Source organism: Tianweitania sp. (assembly GCF_032053605.1).
Classification (GTDB): domain Bacteria; phylum Pseudomonadota; class Alphaproteobacteria; order Rhizobiales; family Rhizobiaceae; genus Tianweitania.
Map to the genome: position 1 here is coordinate 16,694 of NZ_DAMBUH010000017.1, position 19,364 is coordinate 36,057.

Here is a 19,364-nt window from a genome sequence, read left to right on the forward strand (position 1 = left end):
CAGGCCCAGCGCGCCGACCGGCAGAATCAGGTGAACGGCGATGTCGCCGGCACGGGCGAGACCCTGTTTGCTGGAGGCGATCGTCTCGATCCCGCTGAGCGGCAGCCAGCGCAGCTGCACCGAGAAGATCACGATTAGCACGAGGCCAAGCCAGAACCCCGGCACGGCATAAAGGGCAAGGGAACCGATCGACAGCACACGATCGCTGGGACTGCCCGGTTTCGCTCCGGCCCAGATGCCCAGCAGCGAGCCCAGCCCGAAGGAGAGGGCGGTGGCAGAACCCATCAGCAGCAGCGTATTTGGCAGGCGCTCGATGATCACTTCAAGGTTGGGACGGGAGAAGATCACGGAGCGGCCAAGGTCGAGATGGGCGAGGGCATAGAGATAAGCGCCGAGCCGCGCCCAGATCGATTGGTCGAGACCCCACTGCGCGCGCAAGTCAGCGCTGAGCCCGGCATCGCCGCCAAGGGACGTTGCATAAGCATCCACTGCATCGCCCGGTGCGGCTTCAAGCAGGAAGAAAGTGCCGAGAACAACGATCGCCAGTACTGGTATGCTGGCGATCAGCCGCCTGCGGATCAGGCGCAGAGCCCTTTTCATGTCGCGTCCAAAGCGTTCAACGGGCGCTATCCCGAACAGAGCAAATCGATGTCAAGCTTCGACCCAGGTATCGGCCCAGTTCGACACGGCCCAACGGGGATTGTTGGACACGTTCTTGACGGTGGAACGCGACACCGTGATGAAGCCCCATTCCGCGACGTTAATGAGCGGCAGGTCCGTCGCAACAAGCTTCTGGAAGTCGTTGTACAGCGCGGTGCGCTTCGTCTCATTCAACTCGCTCGCCGCCTTGTCGACCAGCGCATCAAGCTCGGCATTCTTGTAGCCGCCCTGGTTGGAGAAAGGCACGCCGTCCGGAATGCCGCTTTGCACCAGGATGGTTGTCGAAATTGCCGGATCACCACGGAATACGGGCGGTGCAATCGCCAGATCGAAGGCATGGTCGGTGTAAACCGCCTTCTGATGCGTAGCGGCATCGTTGTTGACGAGCTCGGCTTTGATGCCGACTGCAGCGAGCGCCTGACGCAGGTAGTCGCCAAACTGACGTGTCTCGTTGAAGTAAGGCGCCGGCAGCAGCTTTAGGCTGAACCGCGTACCATCAGTGCCCTTAGCGTAACCGGCTTCATCCAGCAGGGCATTGGCTCTGGCGACATCGAACGCGTAAGTCGGAACATCAGCCGTGTAGAACTGAGGATCGTTCTTAGGCACGGGTCCGGTAGCGGCTTCCGCATAGCCGAGGAAGATCGTTTTCACCACGAAGTCGCGATCGATGGCATGCGCGATCGCCTGACGCACCTTCACATCGGCAAGCTCTTTGCGGCGATGGTTGATTTCCACCACCAACTGATAGGTCAACGCTTCATAGCCCTTGGAGATCACCTCGATGCCTTCGACCTTGCTGATGCGGTCGAGATCGGCGAGCGGCACCATCGAGAAGGCAGCCAACTGGATCTCTTCAGCTTCCAGAGCACTCGCCGCCGCGCCACGATCGGGCAGAACGCGATAGATGATCTCGTCGAGATGCGGCGCGTTCTCGCCCCAATAATCGTCGTTCCGAGCCAGCCGGTAATACTCGCCCGGCTTGTACTCCGCGAATTTGAACGGGCCGGTGCCAATCAGCTGCACGTTGGCCGGATTGTTTGCGATGTCGCCGGTCTCATAGATGTGCTTGGGTACCACGCTGGAAACCACCGGCAGCGCATTGCGGATGAGCTGGAACGGTGTCGGCTTGGCGAACTTAAGGATTGCGGTCGTCGCGTCCGGTGTCTCCACCGAGTCTAGGTCCTTGAAGATCGTGCGGCCGAGGTTCTGCAGCGGCTTCCAGACCTGCAGGGCGGAGAAGGCGACGTCCGCCGAGGTGAAGGGGAATCCATCATGCCACTTCACGCCCTCGCGCAGCTTGAACGTCACGCTCAACCCATCATCCGACCCTTCCCAAGACGTTGCCAAACGCGGAGCAAGCCCGTCCTTGCCTTCGAATGACGCCTCCACCAAAGGCTCTATCACCTTGGAAGCAATGAAGAAGACGCCGTTTGAGGCTACGATCGCCGGGTTCAGATTGCGCGGCTCAGAATCTGCGGCAACGATCAGCCGGCCGCCATTTTGCGCTTCCTGGGCAAAGCTGATGGCCGGCATTGCAGTCGAGGCCAAGAGAAAGGATGTACCAGCAAGAAAGGAGCGGCGATTGAGGAAAAGGGGCGGCATGGGCACATCCTTGACATGATGACATCAGCGCAATCTTGGCTATGCGGATTAGCCTCGCCAGCGAAACCAACCTAATCCCGGCAGGCTTCGAAGAAAATGGTGTTCTTTCGCTGCCCTAACCGTTTCACGCCGTCTGCCTCTGACGAGGATTAAAGGCGACAGCTCGACGATTCGCCGTTAACGGCAGAAGCGTCATGCCGAGAGCTCCGAGTCGATGCGTCGTTTGAAGCGCCATGTCTTGCAACGATGGGAGGGCGCAATTCCTCTGCGCGTGCTCATCATCCGCGACATGCTGATTCTCGGTACGCTGCTGAACGTGCTTACCACCATCGCGTCCTTGATCGTGCTGGGTTCAGGCGCGTCAGCCTGGATCGGCTTCGCGGTGTTTCTCCTGCCCCTTCCTTATAACCTCTTCATCTTCCTGTGTGTTTGGCGTGTCGCAGGGCAGGTTGGTGGAATTTGGGGAAATCTTTCGAGCATCCTGGCAGCCGTGTGGCTGGCATGCGCCGCGATCCTTTGAAAAGCTTATGATTAACATTGACATAGGTTATGGCAGCTTCCTTGCCACATTGACGCCACGTCGCGCCTAATTGGCTTGCAAGCAGGCTGCGGAAGGGATAGTCACGCCGCGTTGCAGCAATGCCGCCGCTTATCCCATTGTGTCGCATCCGCTTTGTCTTGAAGCTGCTGCGCCATAGATAAGAAGCGTTGGGCTAGCCAAGGTCTGTATATGGACACCCTACTGAGTTCCTATCTGCCGGTCGTGATTTTCCTCGGCGTCTCCATATTGGTTGGCGTCGCGCTCACGGTCGCTCCCTTTCTGGTTGCTTACCGCAATCCCGATCCCGAGAAATTGTCGGCTTACGAGTGCGGCTTCAATGCGTTCGACGATGCACGCATGAAGTTCGACGTCCGCTTCTATCTGGTGGCGATCCTCTTCATCATCTTCGATCTCGAAGTCGCGTTCCTCTTCCCTTGGGCAGTGTCCTTTGGCCAGATCGGCATGTTCGGCTTCTGGTCGATGATGGTGTTCCTCGGCGTGCTGACGCTCGGCTTCATCTATGAATGGAAGAAGGGAGCGCTCGAATGGGATTGAGCCCGATCTCCGTGACCCCTCAGGGAACGCTCGTAGCACCACAGCCGCGCGGCATCATCGATCCTAACACCGGCAAGCCGGTTGGTGCGAATGATCCGTTTTTCGGCGAGATCAACGACGAACTCGCCGACAAGGGCTTCATCCTCACCTCGTCCGAGGCGCTGATCACCTGGGCCCGTTCGGGCTCGCTGATGTTCATGACCTTCGGTCTGGCCTGCTGTGCCGTGGAGATGATCCACACCTCCATGCCGCGCTATGACAGCGAGCGCTTCGGCGTTGCACCGCGCGCATCACCGCGCCAATCGGACATCATGATCGTGTCCGGTACGCTGACCAACAAGATGGCGCCCGCTTTGCGCAAGGTCTACGACCAGATGCCGGAGCCGCGCTACGTCATCTCGATGGGCTCCTGCGCCAACGGCGGTGGCTATTATCACTATTCCTATTCCGTTGTGCGTGGTTGCGATCGCATCGTGCCGGTGGATATCTATGTGCCCGGCTGCCCGCCTACCGCGGAAGCGCTTCTCTACGGCATCCTTCTTCTCCAGAAGAAGATCCGCCGTACCGGCACGATCGAGCGGTGAGGCCATGAGCGAAGCTCTCAACGATCTTGCTGCCTATCTCGGCGAAAAGCTCGGCAACCGGCTGGAAAATGCCGTCGTCGTTTATGGCGAACTGACGATCACGGTGCCGGCTTCGGCCATCGTGGAAGTCGTGACCTTCCTGAAGCGCGACGCCCAGTGCCAGTTCATTTCGATCCTCGATGTCTGCGGAGCCGATTATCCGGCGCGTCCGCAACGCTTCGATGTCGTCTACCACTTCCTGTCGCCTCGCCAGAACCAACGCATTCGCGTCAAGGTTCTGACCGACGAGGATACGCCGGTTCCGTCCATCATCAGCGTTTTCCCGGGCGCGGACTGGTATGAGCGCGAGACCTACGACCTTTACGGCATCCTCTTCTCCGGTCACCCGGATCTGCGCCGCATTCTGACCGATTACGGTTTCGAGGGGCACCCGCTGCGCAAGGACTTTCCGCTGACCGGCTTCGTCGAAGTGCGCTACGACGACGAGGTCAAGCGGGTGGTTTATGAGCCCGTCGATCTGAAGCAGGAATTCCGCAACTTCGACTTCCTGTCTCCGTGGGAAGGTACTGATTACGTGCTGCCCGGCGACGAAAAGTCGAAGGCGAACTAAGGCGCTAAAATGCCCGAAACATCCGTCCGCAATTTCAACATCAACTTCGGCCCGCAGCATCCGGCGGCCCACGGCGTTTTGCGCCTTGTGCTGGAGCTCGATGGCGAAGTGGTGGATCGCGTCGATCCGCATATCGGCCTGCTGCATCGCGGTACCGAAAAGCTGATCGAGGCGAAGACCTATCTGCAGGCCGTCCCTTACTTCGACCGCCTCGATTACTGCGCGCCGATGAGCCAGGAGCACGCTTTTGCGTTGGCCGTTGAGCGGCTGCTGGGCATCGAGGTTCCGAAGCGGGGTCAGCTGATCCGCGTGCTTTGCTGCGAACTCAGCCGCTGCATGTCGCACATCCTCAACGTTACGACGCAGGCACTCGATATTGGCGCCTTGACCCCGCCGCTGTGGGGCTTCGTCGAGCGCGAGAAGATGAACACCTTCTACGAGCGGATTTCTGGCTCGCGTATGCACGCAGCCTATTTCCGTCCTGGCGGCGTGCATCAGGACATTCCCGATCAGATCATCGAGGATATGGGCAAGTGGCTCGATCCTTTCCTCAAGACGCTGGACGATCTCGATAGCCTGATGACGGGCAACCGCATCTTCAAGCAACGCAATGTCGACATCGGCATCGTGAGCCTCGACGAGGCTTGGGAACGCGGCTTCTCGGGTGTGATGGTGCGCGGCTCGGGTGCAGCCTGGGATCTGCGCAAGTCGCAGCCCTACGAGTGCTATTCCGAGATGGAATTCGACATTCCGATCGGCAAGAACGGCGACAACTTCGACCGTTATCTTATCCGCATGGAAGAGATGCGCCAGTCGGCGCGCATCATGCGTCAGTGCATCGATCGTCTTCTCGGAGCCGAGAGGGTCGGGCCGGTATCGAACATCGATGGCAAGGTCGTGCCGCCTAAGCGTGCTGCGATGAAGCGCTCGATGGAAGCGCTGATCCATCACTTCAAGCTTTATACCGAGGGCTACAAGGTGCCTGCGGGCGAGGTCTATGCAGCCGTTGAAGCGCCGAAGGGCGAGTTCGGCGTGTACCTCGTGTCGGATGGCACCAACAAGCCGTATCGCTGCAAATTGCGCGCACCGGGTTTTGCGCATCTTTCGGCAATGGATTTCATGTGCAGGGGCCATCTTCTGGCCGACGTGAGCGCCGTACTGGGTTCGCTCGATATCGTGTTTGGTGAGGTCGACCGCTAAAATGTCCGTTCGTCGCCTTGCAGAGCCCACCGTTCAACCAGCCAGCTTCGCCTTCAACGCAGAAAACGCTGCTTGGGCTGACCTCGCTATTGCAAAATACCCGGAGGGCCGGCAGCAGTCGGCCGTGATCCCGCTGCTCATGCGCGCGCAGGAACAGGAAGGCTGGGTTTCGAAAGCCGCCATCGAGACGATCGCCGATATGCTGGGTATGCCCTATATTCGCGTTCTCGAAGTGGCGACCTTCTACACGCAATATCAGCTGAAGCCGGTTGGCACGAAAGCCCACGTTCAGGTTTGCGGAACGACACCTTGCATGGTGCGCGGCGCAGGCGAACTGATGGATGTCTGCCGCTCCAAGATCCACCACGACCAGTTCCACACCAATGAAAGCGGCACGCTTTCCTGGGAAGAGGTTGAGTGCCTCGGTGCTTGCGTAAACGCGCCCATGGTCATGGTGTTCAAGGACACTTATGAAGACCTGACGCCAGAGCGTCTCGCTGAGATCATCGACGAGTTCGAGGCCGGCAATCCGCCGCAACCCGGTCCGCAGACGGATCGCTTCTATTCCGCACCGGCTTCCGGCTTCACCTCGTTGACCGACGAGCAGGCGATCCAGGACAATGCCCGCGAGTGGCGTGAAAAGCGCAAGCAGGCCTGGTCGGCGGACGCTGCAACGGCGACCGGCGAAACGGCGACGCCTCCCTCGCAGGCCGCGCGTCCGAAGACGGACGCTCCTGAAACCAACCCGGCTATCAAGTCGCCATCGCCTGAAAAGGCGAGCCCTGCTGCCGAAAGCGCAGAGAGCGTCGAGGCGCCAGCCGGCAACGTTGCTGAAGCAAACAAGGCTGAGCCTTCGGTTGAAGGGGAAGCAAAGCAACGCCAGAGCGGCGCTGACAAGGAAGGCGACCAGGGGCTCAAGGCTCCCGAACTGCACAAGGGCGAGCCGGTTGGCGCTGACGCCAAGGGTGAAGCTGCTTCCGACGCAAGTGCAACGAGTGCCGGTAAGGATCAGGCCGGTAATCCGGATGCTGACGCTGCAGGCAAGCCGGGCAGCAAAGACGGTGAGGCAAGCTGATGCTCGCAGATAAAGACCGCATCTTCACCAATATCTATGGCCGTTTCGACCAGTCCATCCAGGGCGCAATGGCGCGTGGATTGTGGGACGGAACGGACGAGATCATCGCGAAGGGTCGCGACTGGATCATCAACGAAATGAAGGCATCCGGCCTGCGCGGTCGCGGCGGCGCCGGCTTCCCGACGGGTTTGAAGTGGTCCTTCATGCCCAAGAACACGGAAGGCCGTCCATCCTACCTCGTGGTCAATGCCGACGAGTCTGAGCCAGGAACCTGCAAGGATCGTGAGATCCTGCGCCATGATCCGCATACCCTCGTGGAAGGTTGCCTGATTGCCGGCTTTGCGATGGGCGCAACGGCCGCTTACATCTATGTGCGCGGCGAGTTCATCCGCGAGCGCGAAGCGCTGCAGCGCGCGATCAATGAAGCCTATGAGATGGGCTTCATCGGCAAGAACAACAAGAACGGCTACGATTTCGAGATCTACGTTCACCACGGTGCAGGTGCTTACATCTGCGGCGAGGAAACGGCCTTGCTCGAGAGCCTGGAAGGCAAGAAGGGCCAGCCGCGCCTAAAGCCGCCATTCCCGGCGAATATGGGCCTGTATGGCTGCCCAACGACCGTCAACAATGTCGAATCGATTGCCGTTGCGCCGACCATCCTGCGCCGCGGCGCCGGCTGGTTTTCGTCTATCGGTCGGCCGAACAATGTCGGCACGAAGCTGTTCATGCTGGTTGGGCACGTCAACACGCCCTGTACGGTCGAAGAGGAAATGGGCATTTCTTTCCGCGAGCTTGTGGAGAAGCACGGCGGCGGCATTCGCGGCGGTTGGGACAATTTGCTGGCGGTCATTCCCGGCGGCGCTTCCTGCCCGGTCGTGAAGGCGGAAGACATCATCGATTGCCCGATGGACTTCGACGGTCTGCGCGAACGCAAGTCTTCCTTCGGCACGGCAGCCGTGATCGTCATGGACAAGTCGACCGATATCGTTAAGGCGATCGCGCGCTTGTCCTACTTCTTCAAGCATGAGAGCTGTGGCCAGTGCACGCCATGCCGCGAGGGCACCGGCTGGATGTGGCGCGTTATGGAACGCTTGGTGCGTGGCGAAGCGCAGAAGCGCGAGATCGACATGCTGCTCGACGTGACCAAGCAGGTGGAAGGCCATACGATCTGCGCGCTCGGCGACGCTGCTGCTTGGCCGATCCAGGGCTTGATCCGCAACTTCCGGCCGGAAATCGAACGCCGGATCGACGAGTTCTCCTACAACGCGCATCGCGTCCAGCCAGTGCTGGTTGCTGCGGAGTAAGGGGCAAGATGACGAAGCAAGGCGCCATGTTCGGCCAGTCTTCCGGAGAGGTCCTAGACCTCGCCGCGAAGTCGGCTGCAAGCATGACGGCTGCTTCGATGCTCGGCATGAGCATGATGACGCAGGCGATGGGCCTATGGATGGGCTCGGTTGCACGGCTGATGGAACAGGCGCAGAAGCCGGCTCAGGATGCTGAATCAAATGCCGCTGCTGAGCCTGCATCCCACCAAAATGGTGCGGCGGAACCGAAGATCTCGGATGATCTCAAGAAGATCAGCGGCATCGGTCCGAAGCTGGAGCAGGTGCTGAACAAGCGCGGCATTGCGACTTATGCGCAAGTCGCCGCGTTGAACGATGATGACGTTGCCGGCTTGGAACAGAGCCTCGGCATTGAGGACCGTATTGGTCGGGACAACTGGATCGCACAAGCCTCGCGGCTTGCGGCAGGTAACTAGGTAGGATGGATCGGCGGGCACCTCGTCCACGATCCAAGGGAATTGGCAGATCATGGCGAAGCTCAAGGTCGACGGGAAAGAAATAGAGGTACCCGACCACTACACGCTGCTTCAGGCAGCGGAGGAGGCGGGTGCCGAGGTGCCGCGTTTCTGTTTCCATGAGCGGTTGTCGATCGCTGGAAACTGCCGCATGTGCCTGGTCGAGGTGAAGGGCGGACCGCCCAAGCCGCAGGCCTCTTGCGCCATGGGCGTCAAGGATCTGCGCCCGGGTCCGAACGGCGAAGTGCCGGAAATGTTTACCAACACGCCGATGGTCAAGAAGGCCCGCGAAGGCGTGATGGAATTCCTGCTGATCAACCACCCGCTGGATTGCCCGATCTGCGATCAGGGCGGCGAGTGCGATCTGCAGGACCAGGCCATGGCCTTCGGCGTCGATGCTTCGCGTTATGGCGAGAACAAGCGCGCGGTTGAAGACAAATATATCGGCCCGCTCGTGAAGACGATCATGACGCGCTGCATCCACTGCACGCGTTGCGTCCGCTTCACCACTGAAGTTGCCGGCATCTCCGAACTCGGCCTGATTGGCCGCGGCGAAGATGCCGAGATCACGACCTACCTTGAACAGGCGATGACGTCCGAATTGCAGGGCAATGTCATCGATCTCTGCCCGGTCGGCGCACTGACCTCGCGCCCCTACGCCTTCCAGGCGCGTCCGTGGGAACTGTCGAAGACTGAGTCGATCGACGTGATGGATGCCGTCGGTTCGGCCATCCGTGTCGATACGCGAGGCCGCGAAGTCATGCGCATCATGCCGCGCGTGAATGACGAAGTGAATGAGGAGTGGATCTCCGACAAGACTCGCTTCGTGTGGGATGGCCTGCGCACGCAGCGCCTCGATCGTCCCTACATCCGCCGCAACGGCCGCTTGCAGCCAGCCAACTGGGCCGAAGCCTTTGCAGCCGTGAAGACGGCTGTGGCCGGCCAGGCAGGTGACCGCATCGGCGCGATCGCCGGCGATCTTGCCACGGTTGAAGAGATGTACGCGCTGAAGAGCCTGATGGGCTCGCTCGGCTCAACCAACATCGACTGCCGCCAGGATGGTTCTACGCTCGATCCGGCGCATGGTCGCGCAAGCTACATCTTCAACCCGACCATCGATGGCATTGAACAGGCCGACGCGGTTCTGATCATCGGCGCCAACCCGCGCTTTGAAGCATCGGTGCTGAATGCGCGCATTCGCAAGGCCTGGCGTCAGAAGGGTATGCCGATCGGCGTGATCGGCGACATGGGCGATCTGCGTTACGACTACGAGATGCTCGGTGCCGGCACGGACACGCTGACCCAGCTGTCGGATGGCAAGCTCGACTTCCTCGATGTCCTGAACAAGGCCGAGCGTCCGCTGGTCATCGTAGGGCAGGGCGCTTTGGCGCGTGCCGATGGTTCGGCTGTTCTCTCGGCTGCAGCAAAGCTCGCCCAGTCGGTCGGCGCCGTTGCTGAAGGCTGGAACGGCTTTGCGGTGCTTCATACGGCGGCAGGGCGCGTCGGCGGTCTCGATATCGGCTTCGTGCCGGGCTCGAACGGCAAGTCGGTTGCCCAGATGATGGGTGCGCTCGACGTGCTCTTCCTGCTGGGTGCCGATGAGTTCGACATGAACCAGATCGGTGCGGACACCTTTACCGTCTATATCGGCAGCCATGGCGATGCCGGCGCCCACCGCGCGGACGTCATTCTTCCTGGCGCGACCTATACGGAAAAGTCCGGTCTGTTCGTGAACACCGAAGGCCGCGTTCAGTTGGCTAATCGCGCTGGCTTTGCGCCGGGCGAAGCCAAGGAGGACTGGGCCATCCTGCGCGCTCTGTCCGACGTACTCGGCAAGAAGCTGCCGTTTGACTCTCTGGCTCAGCTCCGCGCCAAGCTCGTTGCCGAGTTCCCGCACTTTGCGGAAGTCGATGAGATCGTACCAGCTGATCCGGCAGGTCTCTCGGCCTTGGCCGACCTGGGTGGCTCGTTTGATCGTGGCGCTTTCGTTTCTCCGGTGAAGGACTTCTACCTCACCAACCCGATTGCCCGTGCCTCTGCTGTCATGGCCGAATGCTCTTCGCTTGCGCAGAGCGGCTTCCAGCAGGCAGCGGAATAAGAGATGGCGATGGAAACTTCCTTCTTCTGGGTCTATGTCTGGCCGCCGCTTCTCATCCTGATCCAGTCGCTGGTTCTGGTGGTGATCCTGCTCGTGGGCGTCGCCTACCTGCTTTATGCCGACCGCAAGATCTGGGCCGCCGTTCAGCTGCGCCGCGGCCCGAACGTGGTTGGTCCCTGGGGTACGCTGCAGGCCTTCGCCGATCTGTTGAAGTTCGTCTTCAAGGAGCCGGTTATTCCGTCCGGCGCCAACAAGGCGGTCTTCCTCCTTGCCCCTATGGTATCCGCCGTTCTTGCTATTGCTGCCTGGGCCGTAATCCCGGTCAACGAGGGCTGGGCTGTCGCCAGTATCAATGTCGGCGTTCTTTATATCTTCGCGATCACCTCGCTCGAAGTCTACGGCGTGATCATGGGCGGCTGGGCATCGAACTCGAAGTACCCGTTCCTCGGCGCGCTGCGTTCGGCAGCACAGATGGTGTCCTACGAAGTCTCGATCGGCTTCGTGATTGTCACCGTCCTGCTGACTGTCGGCTCGCTGAACCTTACGGACATCGTTCTGTCGCAGCATACCGGGCTCGGCACGATGCTGGGGCTCCCCAACACGTTCCTGGACTGGAACTGGTTGGCGCTGTTCCCGATGTTCATCATCTTCTTCATTTCGGCACTGGCTGAAACCAACCGCCCGCCGTTCGATCTGGTTGAAGCCGAGTCGGAACTCGTCGCCGGTCACATGATCGAATATTCCTCGACGCCGTTCCTGCTCTTCTTCCTCGGCGAGTATGTCGCGATCGTCTTGATGTGCGCGCTCACCACCATCCTCTTCCTTGGTGGATGGCTGCCGCCTTTCGACTTCGCGCCCTTTACCTGGGTGCCAGGTGTGATCTGGTTCGTACTGAAGCTCTGCTTCGTCTTCTTCATGTTCGCGATGGTAAAGGCATTCGTTCCGCGCTACCGCTATGACCAGCTGATGCGCCTGGGTTGGAAGATCTTCCTGCCCATATCGCTCGCAATGGTCGTGATCACAGCGGCCTTTCTCAAGATCACGGGGCTGGCGTGATGTCGCTGCCCGTGATCGGCGCTTTGGTAGGCTTTGTGATCGCGCTTGGTTTTGCGGCGTTCAGCTTTGCGCTCAGCCGTCGCGTCGATCTGGATGAAACACGCAAGGCATTGCACGTAAGTGCCTTGATTCAACTGATTGTTCTTCCTGTTGCGGGCTGGTTCATCGCGCCTGCCTTGTTTGGAGACTGATGATGTCCGCCTTGGCCCAGGCCGCAAAGTCTCTGCTGTTGATCGAATTCGTAAAGGCGTTCGGCCTTTCGATGCGGCAGTTCTTTGCACCCAAGCATACGATTAACTACCCGCACGAAAAAGGGCCGGTAAGCCCGCGCTTCCGTGGCGAGCACGCTTTGCGGCGTTATCCCAACGGCGAAGAACGCTGCATCGCCTGCAAGCTGTGCGAAGCGATTTGCCCGGCTCAGGCCATCACGATCGAGGCCGGCCCGCGCCGCAACGATGGCACGCGCCGCACCGTGCGCTACGACATCGACATGGTGAAGTGCATCTATTGCGGTTTCTGCCAGGAAGCCTGCCCGGTGGATGCGATCGTGGAAGGGCCGAACTTTGAGTTCGCGACCGAAACCCGCGAAGAACTTTACTACGACAAGGACAAGCTGCTGGCCAACGGCGACCGCTGGGAGCGCGAACTTGCGCGCAACATCCAGCTCGACGCGCCGTATCGCTGATATCGAGTGAAGACGCAGGTCGCGTCTTCACAGCCTGGAATAGCCAAACCGCGATTGTTTCTTTCCCTTTCGCGGAACGCAAATTAAGAGGAGCTGGCATCCGCCCGAGGGGGTAGGTTGCCTGCAAGTCGTGTTTCAAGAACACGGCGCCGAGAACCGAGGATACCCATGCTGACCGGTATAGAGGCGGCCTTTTTCTATCTTTTCGCGTTCGTCGTCGTGGCGTCTGCCTTCATGGTGATCGCGGCGAAGAATCCCGTTCATTCGGTTCTTTTCCTGATCCTCACCTTCTTCAACGCGGCCGGCCTCTTCCTTCTGACGGGCGCCGAGTTCCTGGCGATGATTCTGCTGGTCGTTTATGTCGGCGCAGTGGCGGTGCTCTTCCTGTTCGTCGTGATGATGCTCGACGTCGACTTCGCAGCGTTGAAGAGCGGATCTCTGCAATATGCACCGATCGGAGCGCTGGTCGGGATCGTGCTGGCAGCAGAGTTGATCGTCGTTGCGGGTGGTTATGCCTTCACGCCGGAGCTCGCTGCAAACGCGACCATGCCGACGCCGGATCTGGCGGTACGCAGCAACACGGCCGCGCTGGGTGACATCCTTTACACGCATTACGTCCACTACTTCCAAATCGCCGGCTTGATCCTGCTGGTTGCCATGATCGGCGCGATCGTTCTGACGCTGCGCCACAAGCCGAATGTGCGCCGTCAGTCGGTCGCGGCTCAGGTGGCTCGCACGCCGGCAACCGCCATTGAGATCAAGAAGGTCGAGACGGGTAAGGGTATCTGACCATGCAAGTAGGCATTTCCCACTTCCTGACCGTTTCGGCCGTTCTGTTCACGCTCGGCGTGTTCGGCATCTTTCTGAACCGCAAGAACATCATCGTCATCCTGATGTCGGTCGAGCTGATCCTGCTCGCCGTCAACCTGAACTTCGTCGCCTTTTCGAGCGTGCTCGGCGATCTGGTGGGGCAGGTGTTCGCCCTGTTCGTCCTGACGGTGGCGGCGGCTGAAGCGGCCATCGGTCTTGCGATCCTTGTGGTCTTCTATCGCAATCGCGGCTCCATCGCGGTTGAAGACGTTAATGCGATGAGGGGCTGACGGCAGCGCCATGTATCAGGCCATTGTTTTTCTCCCGCTCCTCGGCTTTCTGATTGCCGGCCTGTTTGGCCGGTCGATCGGGGCAAAGGCGTCCGAGTTCGTAACGTCCGGCTTCCTGGTCGTGTCAGCGGTTCTGTCGTGGATCGCCTTCTTCACGGTCGCTCTCGGTCACACCGAAGCCTTCACCGTTCCGGTTTTGCGCTTCATCCAGGCCGGCGGCATCGACGTGTCCTGGGCGCTGCGCATCGACACGCTGACCGCCGTCATGCTGATCGTGGTGAACACGGTGTCCGCTTTGGTGCACATCTATTCAATCGGCTATATGCACCACGATCCGCATCGGCCACGCTTCTTCGCCTATTTGTCGCTCTTCACCTTCGCCATGCTGATGCTGGTAACGTCGGACAATCTGATCCAGATGTTCTTTGGCTGGGAAGGCGTCGGCTTGGCATCGTACCTGCTGATCGGCTTCTGGTATAAGAAGCCGTCGGCCAGCGCTGCGGCCATGAAGGCGTTCATCGTCAACCGCGTTGGTGACTTTGGATTCCTGCTTGGCATCTTCGGCTTGTTCGTTCTGTTCGGCTCCGTCAACTTCGACACGATCTTCGCCAATGCCGCGACCTTCATCCCGGCTGAAGGCGCTGCCACGGAAGGGCAGGTCGCCCTCAATTTCCTCGGCTACGCACTGGCTCCTGCTTCGGCGCTGACCATCGTCTGCTTGCTCCTTTTCCTTGGAGCGATGGGTAAGTCTGCCCAGGTGCCGCTGCACACTTGGCTTCCGGATGCCATGGAAGGCCCGACACCTGTGTCGGCGCTGATCCACGCGGCAACTATGGTGACGGCCGGCGTGTTCATGCTGGCGCGCATGTCGCCTGTGTTCGAACACAGCCATACTGCGTTGACCGTCGTGACCTTCATCGGCGCAACAACGGCCATCTTTGCTGCAACCGTCGGTCTCGTGCAGAACGACATCAAGCGCGTGATCGCCTACTCGACCTGCTCGCAGCTCGGTTACATGTTTGTTGCACTCGGAACCGGCTTCTATGGGGCCGCCGTTTTCCACCTCTTCACGCATGCCTTCTTCAAGGCGCTGTTGTTCCTGGGTTCGGGCTCGGTGATCCACGCCGTGTCGGACGAGCAGGACATGCGCCGAATGGGCGGCCTGCGTAAGCTGATCCCGACCACCTACTGGATGATGGTGATCGGCACGATCGCGCTTACTGGCGTCGGCATCCCGACCACGATGATAGGTACGGCCGGCTTCTTCTCGAAGGACGCGATCATCGAAGGGTCGTTCGCCGCCCATAATCCGGTCACGGGCTATGCCTTTATCATGCTGGTTATCGCAGCTGTGTTCACCAGCTTCTATTCCTGGCGTTTGATTTTCATGACTTTCCACGGCAAGCCACGCGCTTCGGCTGACGTGATGCACCATGTGCATGAATCGCCGCCGGTCATGCTCGTGCCACTCTTCATCCTGGCGGTTGGTGCCTTGCTCGCCGGTGTGCTGTTCGAAGGCTACTTCGTTGGCCACGAGTATAATGAATTCTGGAAGGGCGCTTTGTTCACCCTGCCTGAAAACGAGATCCTCGAGCACTTCCACCATGTGCCGCTGTGGGTGAAGCTGTCGCCGTTCATTGCGATGCTCGTCGGCTTCCTGCTGGCCTACCAGTTCTATATCCGTTCGCCGGAAACGCCGAAGCGCTTGGCTGCTCAGCACCATGGCCTGTACCAGTTCCTGCTCAACAAGTGGTACTTCGACGAACTCTACGATTTCCTGTTCGTGCGTCCCGCCATGCGGATCGGCCGCTTCCTGTGGAAGCAGGGTGATGGCCGCGTCATTGATGGTCTTGGACCGGATGGCATCGCTGCGCGGGTCACCGATGTCACCCGCGGCGTGGTGCGTCTGCAGACCGGCTACCTCTACCACTATGCCTTTGTAATGCTGATCGGCATCGCCGCGCTGGTCACCTGGATGATGCTGGGGAACAGCTTCTGATGACTGACTGGCCAATCCTTTCGACGGTCACGTTCCTCCCGCTCGTTGGCGCGTTCCTGATCTTCCTGATCCGTGACGACGGTGCGAGCGCACGACGCAACATCCGCAACGTCGCCCTGCTGACGACGGTGTTCACCTTCGTCCTGTCGCTTTTGATCTGGATCGGCTTCGACAACAGCCAGGCCGGCTTCCAGATGGTGGAAAAGACGGACTGGCTGGACTCCGGCATTTCCTACCACATGGGCGTTGACGGCATTTCCATGCTGTTCGTGATCCTGACGACCTTCCTCATGCCGCTCTGCATTGCCGCAAGCTGGGTTTCGATCGAGAAGCGCGTCAAGGAATACATGATCGCGTTTCTGATCCTGGAAACGATGGTCATCGGCGTGTTCTGTGCACTCGACATCGTGTTGTTCTACGTGTTCTTCGAAGCAAGCCTGATCCCGATGTTCATCATCATCGGTGTTTGGGGCGGCAAGCGCCGCGTCTATGCGAGCTTCAAGTTCTTCCTTTATACGTTGCTCGGCTCGGTGCTGATGCTGCTCGCCGTGATGGCCATGTTCTGGCAGGCGGGCACAACCGACATCCCGACTCTGATGACGCATGATTTCCCCGAGAGCATGCAGTATTGGCTATGGATTGCCTTCTTCGCGTCTTTCGCAGTTAAGATGCCGATGTGGCCGGTTCATACCTGGTTGCCCGATGCGCACGTCGAAGCGCCGACTGCTGGTTCCGTGCTCTTGGCAGGCATCCTGCTGAAGATGGGCGGCTATGGCTTCCTGCGCTTCTCCCTGCCCATGTTCCCGGACGCATCCGACTACTTCGCGCCCTTCGTGTTCACGCTTTCGGTCGTAGCGATCATCTACACCTCGCTGGTCGCTTTGATGCAGGAGGACATGAAGAAGCTGATCGCCTATTCGTCCGTGGCGCATATGGGCTTCGTGACGATGGGCATCTTTGCGATGAACGCCGAGGGCGTGCAGGGCGCGATCTTCCAGATGCTGTCCCACGGCCTCGTTTCCGGTGCGCTGTTCCTGTGCGTCGGTGTTGTTTACGATCGTCTGCATACCCGTGAAATCTCGGCCTATGGCGGTCTGGTTCACAACATGCCGAACTATGCCGTCGTGTTCCTGATCTTCACCATGGGCAATGTCGGCCTGCCGGGCACCAGCGGCTTCGTCGGTGAGTTCCTGACCATGATGGGCGCTTTCCGCTCCAACACCTGGGTCGCCTTCTTCGCGGCAACGGGCGTCATCCTGTCGGCGGCTTATGCGCTCTGGCTCTACCGTCGCATCATCTTCGGCGCTTTGACCAAGGAAAGCCTGAAGTCGATGCTGGACCTGTCGACGCGCGAAAAGGCCGTGATCTATCCTTTGGTGGTGCTTACCATCTTCTTCGGCGTATATCCGGCTCCGGTCTTCGACGTGACGACCGCCTCGGTGGACGCATTGATCTCTCATATTTCTCAGGCGACGGGCGCGGCTGATACCGCCTCGCTCGCGAAGTAAGGACGTCCGCAGCAATGACTACGGCTCTTTCCACAAGCCTTTCGCTGCTTGGCCCGGAACTGATCCTCGCCGTCGGCGGGGTACTGCTTCTGATGATCGGCGTATTCAGCGGAGAACGGCGAGCCAACAGGCTCGTGACCGGGCTTAGCGTCGCCGTTCTGGTGGCTGCATTGCTGTGGATGTGGTTCTTCGGGCGTGACGGCGTTGCCTTCGGCGGTGCCATCGTTCAGGACGCGTTCGGTCGCTTCATGAAGAGCCTGGCACTGATCGGTTCGGCGGTGACGCTGTTCATGTCTGTCGGCTTTGCCAAGGACGAGCGCTTCGACAAGTTCGAATTCCCTGTGCTGATCGTGTTGTGCACGCTCGGCATGATGCTGATGATCACCGCCAACGACATGCTTGGCCTTTATCTCGGCCTCGAGCTGCAATCCCTGGCGATCTACGTTTTGGCCGCTTTCAACCGCGACAGCCTGCGTTCCACGGAAGCCGGCCTCAAGTACTTCGTGCTTGGTGCGCTTTCCTCCGGCATGCTGCTTTACGGCATTTCGCTGGTCTACGGTTACACCGGCCACACCGGCTTCAATGAGATCGCGGCGGCTCTGACGGGTTCGGAGCGTCAGCTTGGCCTGGTGTTCGGTCTGGTGTTCGTCCTCGCCGGCTTGGCGTTCAAGATCTCTGCTGTGCCTTTCCATATGTGGACACCGGACGTTTATGAAGGCGCGCCGACGCCGATCACGGCCTTCATGGCAGCAGGTCCGAAGATGGCCGCAATGGCGCTGACCGTGCGGGTGACCATGGAAGCCTTCGCGCCGATCGCGCCGGACTGGCAGCAGATCATCGTCTTCATCTCGATCGCCTCCATGCTGCTCGGCTCGTTCGCGGCTATCGGGCAGCGCAACATCAAGCGCCTCATGGCCTATTCCTCGATCGGCCATATGGGCTTCGCGCTTGTCGGTCTGGCTGCAAATTCCGAGACGGGTGTCCGCGGCGTCGTTCTTTACATGACGATCTATCTCGCCATGACGCTCGGCACTTTCGCCGTCATCCTGGCGATGCGTCGCAAGGAAGGCAACGTCGAGAACATCGACGATCTTGCTGGCCTGTCCACGACCCACCCGCTGATGGCGCTGGTGCTGACCATCATGATGTTCTCCTTGGCTGGTATCCCGCCGCTCGCCGGTTTCTGGGCCAAGTGGTACGTCTTCCTGGCTGCCATCAACTCGGGTCTTTACGCTCTATCGGTGATCGGCGTTCTGGCTTCGGTGGTAGGTGCTTATTACTACCTGCGCCTCATCAAGATCATGTGGTTCGATGAGCCCGTCGGGAGTTTCGTTCCGGTTGCCGGCGAGTTGCGTCTCGTTCTCGCTGTTTCAGCTGCCTTTACGCTGCTTTACGTGTTGATCGGCGGCCCGCTGGGCAACATGGCGCAGGCCGCAGCCAAGTCCTTCTTCTAAGGGATGGTGTTTCAACTCGCGTCGGAGGCATTGAAGCAAGGGTATCGCGTGGAGGGCCATCATACGGTCGGTTCCACGAACGCCCTTGCGCTGGAGCGTGCGACGGGTGGTGACGCGGGCAATCTCTGGATTTGCGCGCTAAAGCAGGAGAGTGGACGTGGTCGCCGCGGACGCGCTTGGGAAACGCCCGTCGGAAATTTAGCGGCGACGCTCCTGATCGTAGGCAGCCATGATCCCAAACGCGCCGCGACGCTCGGCTTTGTTGCCGGCCTGTCGCTATCTGATGCCCTGCAAGCAGCCATACCCGGCGCCAGTCTGTCAGTCGCTGCTGATGCTGGTGGAACGAAGGACGGCAGCCGCTTCGCCTTGAAGTGGCCGAACGATGTCTTGGCCGATGGCGCAAAGCTGGCCGGCATCCTGCTCGAATCGACCTTTCTGCCAAACGGGCGCTTTGCCGTCGCGGTAGGTATCGGCGTCAATGTCGTCGCTCATCCGAGCGACCTCCCTTATCCCGCAACATCGCTGCAGGCATTGGGCTCCGATCTGTCCGCTGAAGCCCTTTTCACGTCTTTAAGTGGTGCATGGGCGAGCAATGTTGCTCTGTGGGACGAAGGACGCGGCTTGTCCGCCATCCGCGATCGCTGGCTGGATCGCGCGGCTGGCCTAGGCGGCGATGTGGCTGTGCGGCTTGACGGCGCGGTTCTGCGCGGCACATTCGAAACGATCGATGAGGATTGCCGCTTCGTAATCCGTCTGAACGACGGCAGCCTGACGCAAATTGCGGCGGGTGACGTACATTTCGGGGCTGTCGCTTCGGCGTCTGCTTCATAAAGGATAGA

Annotated in this window: 19 protein-coding genes and 1 pseudogene; 18 read left to right on the forward strand and 2 right to left on the reverse strand. The window is 59.9% G+C overall.

The annotated features are described in order from the left end of the window. Nucleotides 1–600: pseudogene (locus RTX98_RS06310) on the reverse strand (ABC transporter permease); the annotation flags it as partial. 51 nt (nucleotides 601–651) lie between these two features. After that, the gene (locus RTX98_RS06315; RefSeq protein WP_312795380.1) at nucleotides 652–2,262 is read right to left on the reverse strand and encodes an ABC transporter substrate-binding protein; all 1,611 of its coding nucleotides are present in this window, start codon (nucleotides 2,260–2,262) and stop codon (nucleotides 652–654) included. 214 nt (nucleotides 2,263–2,476) lie between these two features. Between RTX98_RS06315 and RTX98_RS06320 the strand changes: the two genes are divergently transcribed. The 18 genes from RTX98_RS06320 (at nucleotide 2,477) to RTX98_RS06405 (ending at nucleotide 19,356) form a co-directional block, all read left to right on the forward strand. Further along, complete coding sequence (locus RTX98_RS06320) at nucleotides 2,477–2,782, forward strand: hypothetical protein (RefSeq protein ID WP_312795382.1); 306 nt, start codon at nucleotides 2,477–2,479, stop codon at nucleotides 2,780–2,782. Between the two features lie 210 nt (nucleotides 2,783–2,992). Beyond that, nucleotides 2,993–3,358, forward strand: a complete 366-nt coding sequence (locus tag RTX98_RS06325; RefSeq protein ID WP_189501578.1) for an NADH-quinone oxidoreductase subunit A — start codon at nucleotides 2,993–2,995, stop codon at nucleotides 3,356–3,358. Further along, a complete protein-coding gene (locus RTX98_RS06330) occupies nucleotides 3,349–3,942 on the forward strand; it encodes a NuoB/complex I 20 kDa subunit family protein (RefSeq protein WP_189501579.1) in 594 nt (197 codons plus the stop codon). Before RTX98_RS06325 ends, RTX98_RS06330 begins: the two co-directional genes overlap by 10 nt. Nucleotides 3,943–3,946: 4 nt before the next feature. Then, the gene (locus tag RTX98_RS06335) at nucleotides 3,947–4,552 is read left to right on the forward strand and encodes an NADH-quinone oxidoreductase subunit C (protein ID WP_312795385.1); all 606 of its coding nucleotides are present in this window, start codon (nucleotides 3,947–3,949) and stop codon (nucleotides 4,550–4,552) included. Nucleotides 4,553–4,561: 9 nt separating this feature from the next. Continuing rightward, nucleotides 4,562–5,752 carry an NADH-quinone oxidoreductase subunit D gene (locus RTX98_RS06340; RefSeq protein ID WP_312795387.1) on the forward strand — a complete coding sequence of 397 codons (1,191 nt, stop codon included), beginning with the start codon at nucleotides 4,562–4,564 and terminating at the stop codon, nucleotides 5,750–5,752. Between the two features lies 1 nt (nucleotide 5,753). After that, nucleotides 5,754–6,827: an NADH-quinone oxidoreductase subunit NuoE gene (nuoE, locus tag RTX98_RS06345; protein ID WP_312795389.1), complete on the forward strand. Its 1,074-nt coding sequence runs from the start codon at nucleotides 5,754–5,756 to the stop codon at nucleotides 6,825–6,827. Next, nucleotides 6,827–8,131, forward strand: a complete 1,305-nt coding sequence (gene nuoF, locus RTX98_RS06350) for an NADH-quinone oxidoreductase subunit NuoF (protein ID WP_312795390.1) — start codon at nucleotides 6,827–6,829, stop codon at nucleotides 8,129–8,131. The genes nuoE and nuoF overlap by 1 nt, the downstream gene beginning before the upstream one ends. An 8-nt stretch (nucleotides 8,132–8,139) precedes the next feature. Then, the gene (locus RTX98_RS06355; protein WP_312795391.1) at nucleotides 8,140–8,586 is read left to right on the forward strand and encodes a hypothetical protein; all 447 of its coding nucleotides are present in this window, start codon (nucleotides 8,140–8,142) and stop codon (nucleotides 8,584–8,586) included. 52 nt (nucleotides 8,587–8,638) lie between these two features. Further along, a complete protein-coding gene (nuoG, locus tag RTX98_RS06360; RefSeq protein ID WP_312795393.1) occupies nucleotides 8,639–10,723 on the forward strand; it encodes an NADH-quinone oxidoreductase subunit NuoG in 2,085 nt (694 codons plus the stop codon). 9 nt (nucleotides 10,724–10,732) lie between these two features. Further along, nucleotides 10,733–11,779 carry an NADH-quinone oxidoreductase subunit NuoH gene (nuoH, locus tag RTX98_RS06365; RefSeq protein WP_189503215.1) on the forward strand — a complete coding sequence of 349 codons (1,047 nt, stop codon included), beginning with the start codon at nucleotides 10,733–10,735 and terminating at the stop codon, nucleotides 11,777–11,779. After that, nucleotides 11,779–11,970, forward strand: a complete 192-nt coding sequence (locus tag RTX98_RS06370; protein WP_312795397.1) for a hypothetical protein — start codon at nucleotides 11,779–11,781, stop codon at nucleotides 11,968–11,970. The genes nuoH and RTX98_RS06370 overlap by 1 nt, the downstream gene beginning before the upstream one ends. A 2-nt stretch (nucleotides 11,971–11,972) precedes the next feature. After that, nucleotides 11,973–12,464, forward strand: coding sequence for an NADH-quinone oxidoreductase subunit NuoI (gene nuoI / locus RTX98_RS06375; RefSeq protein ID WP_189501587.1), 492 nt, complete (start codon nucleotides 11,973–11,975; stop codon nucleotides 12,462–12,464). Between the two features lie 168 nt (nucleotides 12,465–12,632). Next, nucleotides 12,633–13,253 carry an NADH-quinone oxidoreductase subunit J gene (locus tag RTX98_RS06380; RefSeq protein WP_312795399.1) on the forward strand — a complete coding sequence of 207 codons (621 nt, stop codon included), beginning with the start codon at nucleotides 12,633–12,635 and terminating at the stop codon, nucleotides 13,251–13,253. A gap of 2 nt (nucleotides 13,254–13,255) precedes the next feature. After that, nucleotides 13,256–13,564 (forward strand): NADH-quinone oxidoreductase subunit NuoK, encoded by a 309-nt coding sequence (gene nuoK / locus RTX98_RS06385; protein ID WP_189501589.1) that lies wholly within the window; start codon nucleotides 13,256–13,258, stop codon nucleotides 13,562–13,564. 10 nt (nucleotides 13,565–13,574) lie between these two features. Continuing rightward, the gene (gene nuoL / locus RTX98_RS06390; RefSeq protein WP_312795400.1) at nucleotides 13,575–15,563 is read left to right on the forward strand and encodes an NADH-quinone oxidoreductase subunit L; all 1,989 of its coding nucleotides are present in this window, start codon (nucleotides 13,575–13,577) and stop codon (nucleotides 15,561–15,563) included. Then, on the forward strand, nucleotides 15,563–17,071 hold the full coding sequence (locus RTX98_RS06395) for an NADH-quinone oxidoreductase subunit M (RefSeq protein WP_312795401.1): 1,509 nt from the start codon (nucleotides 15,563–15,565) through the stop codon (nucleotides 17,069–17,071). The genes nuoL and RTX98_RS06395 overlap by 1 nt, the downstream gene beginning before the upstream one ends. A gap of 14 nt (nucleotides 17,072–17,085) precedes the next feature. After that, a complete protein-coding gene (gene nuoN, locus RTX98_RS06400) occupies nucleotides 17,086–18,525 on the forward strand; it encodes an NADH-quinone oxidoreductase subunit NuoN (RefSeq protein WP_312795402.1) in 1,440 nt (479 codons plus the stop codon). Between the two features lie 3 nt (nucleotides 18,526–18,528). Then, nucleotides 18,529–19,356: a biotin--[acetyl-CoA-carboxylase] ligase gene (locus tag RTX98_RS06405; RefSeq protein WP_312795404.1), complete on the forward strand. Its 828-nt coding sequence runs from the start codon at nucleotides 18,529–18,531 to the stop codon at nucleotides 19,354–19,356. Nucleotides 19,357–19,364: the final 8 nt, after the last annotated feature.